The organism is Variovorax sp. 01T439_2, from assembly GCF_056398445.1.
Window position 1 is genome coordinate 1 of record NZ_JBFTPJ010000673.1, and the last position, 3,313, is coordinate 3,313.

Here is a 3,313-nt window from a genome sequence, read left to right on the forward strand (position 1 = left end):
GGACTGACCGGTGCAACCTGGCGCTGCCAGACCACGGGCAACGAGCACGACTGCGATGCGCGCAACATCTTCCTCTTCGTGGGCGCCGAGCCCGAGACCAGCTGGCTCGACGGCTGCGGCGTCTCGGTCGACAAGCATGGCTTCGTGCTGACGGGCGATGCGGCCAGCAGCGGCTTTCCGGCCCGACCCTCCACTGCGCTGGAATCCAGCGTGCAGGGCGTCTTTGCCGTGGGCGACGTGCGCTCGGGTTCGGTCAAGCGCGTGGGCGGTGCCATCGGCGAAGGCGCGGCCGTGGTCGCGCTGATCCACCAGCACCTGTCGTCCAACTCGGCCGTTGCATGACCGCGCTGCGCCCGTAATTCCCGGCGCTGCACACGTGCGGATGGCCGCGTATATGCTGCCTGCCTCGCATCACGACCAACCCCAACAACGGAGAGCCCGCGACATGCCTGCATCGCCCATCGAGGTCTATTCCTGGCCCACGCCCAACGGCCACAAGATTCACATCATGCTGGAGGAGTGCGGCCTGCCGTACAACGCCCGCCCGATCAACATCGGCAAGGGCGACCAGTTCGCGCCCGAGTTCCTGCAGATCAGTCCCAACAACAAGATCCCCGCCATCACCGACCCCGATGGTCCGGACGGCAAGCCGATCTCGCTCTTCGAATCGGGCGCCATCCTCGTCTACCTGGCCGGCAAGACCGGCCAGCTGCTGCCCAGGACCGACCGCGAGCGCTACGACGTGCTGCAGTGGCTCATGTTCCAGATGGGCGGCGTCGGCCCCATGCTCGGCCAGGCGCATCACTTCCGCATGTATGCCCCCGAAAAGATCGGCTACGCCATCGAGCGCTACAGCAACGAAGCCAAGCGCCTCTACGGCGTGATCGACAAGCAGCTGTCGAAGAACAGGTTCATTGCCGGCAAGACCTATTCGATTGCCGACATCGCGATCTTCCCGTGGCTGCGCAGCTGGGAAAACCAGGGCATCACGCTCACCGACTACCCGCACCTGAAGGCATGGTTCGACGGCATTGCCGCGCGCCCCGCCGTGCAGCGCGGCGTGAAAGTGCTGGCCGACCTGCGCCAGCCGATCACCGGCGACAAGGAGCGCGAGATCCTTTTCGGCAAGACCCAATACGCGAAGCGCTGAGGGCGCAGTTATTCGGGCTAGAATAGAAGGCTTGTCGGGGTGTAGCGCAGCCTGGTAGCGCATCTGGTTTGGGACCAGAGGGTCGAAGGTTCGAATCCTTTCGCCCCGACCAAGAAAAATACGAATGCCTGCAATGACTCACGTTGTTGCAGGCATCTTGTTTTTCGGCCGCGGCAAAAACAAAGCCTGCGGTGAATTCCTCGCGTACAGTCGATTCAACATCATCACTGACCGGGGTTGGCGTGTCCTACTACGAACTGAAGATTGGCAACCAGACTGGCCTGGTCCAGGTCACGCAGGACCTCGTCTCGCACACTGCCACGCTGTACTGGATGCCCCGCCGCCGCCCCTTGCGCGCCACGGAAGAGATCAATTCCACGCCGCTGGCACAGCACCAGACCTACGGGCCCTCGGAAGCGCAGACGCTCGATCTGCTGCGCGCATGGGCCGCCCAGAACTTCGAGCCGGTCGGCGATTTCGTCCAGATCTGAGCGCCCTCCGGCACGCCGGGCTCCAGGGTGGATGTGGGTAGAATCCGGGGCTCCGTTCGGCCCGGAATCTGCCCGTAGCTCAGTTGGATAGAGCACCTGCCTTCTAAGCAGGTTGTCGGGGGTTCGATCCCCTCCGGGCAGGCCAATTTCCAGTTTCAAGTCGCTCAGAACCATCCTGAAACCCGCTCTCCTTCGAGGAGAAGCGGGTTTTTCTTTGTGCCACGACAGGTCGGGGCATAGCATGTCTTGTCGGTACTTTGTCGGTACTTCTGCAGGTATCTGCCCGGCCGCCAAAGCCAGGTACCGACAGCAAGGAGAAAAACCCAATGCTGACAGACACTTTCGTGAGGCAAGTGAAGCACAAGGGCAGTGAGATCGGCGAGCGCTACGCAGACGGCGGCGGCATGTACCTGCGCGTCAAAGCCGCAGGCAAGTACTGGCGCATGGACTACCGGTTCAACGGCAAGGCGAAGACGCTGGCCTTGGGCGTCTACCCCGCGGTCTCGCTCGCGAAGGCGCGGCAGCGGCGCGACAAGGCCCGCGAACTGCTTGCCGACAACGTCGACCCCGGCCTCGCGAAGCGCGCAGAGAAGCTGTCCCGGGCAGTGGAAGCAGCCAACACCTTCGAGGCGTTGGCGCGGGAATTCCACGCCACCAAGGCCAGCAGTTGGAGCGCATCCTATTCGGAGCGCTGGCTGCGCATCATGGACAAGGACCTGTTCCCCTACATCGGCAAGCTGCCGATCGCCACGATCCAGGCCAGGGATCTTCTGCACGCGCTCAAGCGCGCCGAGGGCCGAGGCGTCATCGAGACGGCCCACACCCTGCGCCAGTGCGCAGGACAGGTGTTCCGCTACGGTGTGCAGACGGGCCGTTGCGCGAGCAATCCGGCGCCCGACCTGCACGGCGCGCTCCGACCGGTGATCACCAAGAGCATGGCCGCCGTTCTGGAGCCGCAGAAGGTCGGAGAACTGATGCGCGCCATCTACGGCTACAGCGGGCAGCCGATCACCCGCGCCGCCCTCCTCCTGTCCGCCCTGCTCTTCCAGCGCCCCGGCAACATCCGTGCGATGGAATGGGCCTGGATCGACCTCGAAAAGGCGATGCTGACCATCCCGGCGCAGGACATGAAGCGCCGGCTCCATGAAAAGCGCAACGGCCGCCCCCACTTCGTGCCGCTGGCGAAGCAGGCACTGCAGACCCTGGAGGAAATTGCGCCATTGACCGGCCATGGCCGATACGTGTTCCCCAGCATCCGCACGGGAGAGCGCCCCATGAGCGAAAACACCGTGAACGCCGCGTTGCGAAGGCTGGGGTACACCAACGACGAGATGACCGCCCATGGCTTTCGGGCAATGGCCCGCACGGTCATGGCAGAGCAACTGCACGGCATTTCGCCTGACGTCATCGAGGCACAGCTTGCCCATGGCAAGAGCGGGCCGCTGGGTACGGCCTACGACCGCGCGGAGTTCATGGACAAGCGCAAGGAAATGATGCAGCGCTGGGCGGACTACCTGGGCCAACTTGCCGGAAACGCACAAGTCCGAACGCTCCGGGCGGCCTAGCCAACGCCGGAAACGTTGATATCAACGAAGTTATGCAACGTCCATGCTTCCGGTCGCGCGGTCTCGCCGATATCCGGAACTACAACGCTTTCCGATTCTCTTTCTTC

Annotated in this window: 4 protein-coding genes and 2 tRNA genes; all 6 read left to right on the forward strand. The window is 63.7% G+C overall.

The window, feature by feature from the left end:
• A partial coding sequence (locus AC1DOC_RS25610) for an NAD(P)/FAD-dependent oxidoreductase (protein ID WP_478130754.1) occupies window positions 1-342 on the forward strand: 342 nt, incomplete at its 5' end.
• A gap of 103 nt (window positions 343-445) precedes the next feature.
• Entirely contained in the window at window positions 446-1,150 is a 705-nt protein-coding gene (locus AC1DOC_RS25615; RefSeq protein WP_018906140.1) for a glutathione binding-like protein, read from the forward strand.
• 35 nt (window positions 1,151-1,185) lie between these two features.
• Window positions 1,186-1,262: transfer RNA gene (locus tag AC1DOC_RS25620), tRNA-Pro, on the forward strand.
• 130 nt (window positions 1,263-1,392) lie between these two features.
• Entirely contained in the window at window positions 1,393-1,641 is a 249-nt protein-coding gene (locus tag AC1DOC_RS25625; protein WP_018906141.1) for a hypothetical protein, read from the forward strand.
• Window positions 1,642-1,709: 68 nt separating this feature from the next.
• Window positions 1,710-1,786: transfer RNA gene (locus AC1DOC_RS25630), tRNA-Arg, on the forward strand.
• 181 nt (window positions 1,787-1,967) lie between these two features.
• Window positions 1,968-3,206, forward strand: a complete 1,239-nt coding sequence (locus AC1DOC_RS25635; protein WP_027730874.1) for a tyrosine-type recombinase/integrase — start codon at window positions 1,968-1,970, stop codon at window positions 3,204-3,206.
• Window positions 3,207-3,313 lie beyond the last annotated feature (107 nt).

What these genes read in the sequence shown, in the direction of transcription:
- AC1DOC_RS25615 (WP_018906140.1), top strand. Translation starts at nt 446, where the DNA reads ATGCCTGCATCGCCCATCGAGGTCTATTCCTGGCCCACGCCCAACGGC.
- AC1DOC_RS25635 (WP_027730874.1), top strand. Translation starts at nt 1,968, where the DNA reads ATGCTGACAGACACTTTCGTGAGGCAAGTGAAGCACAAGGGCAGTGAG.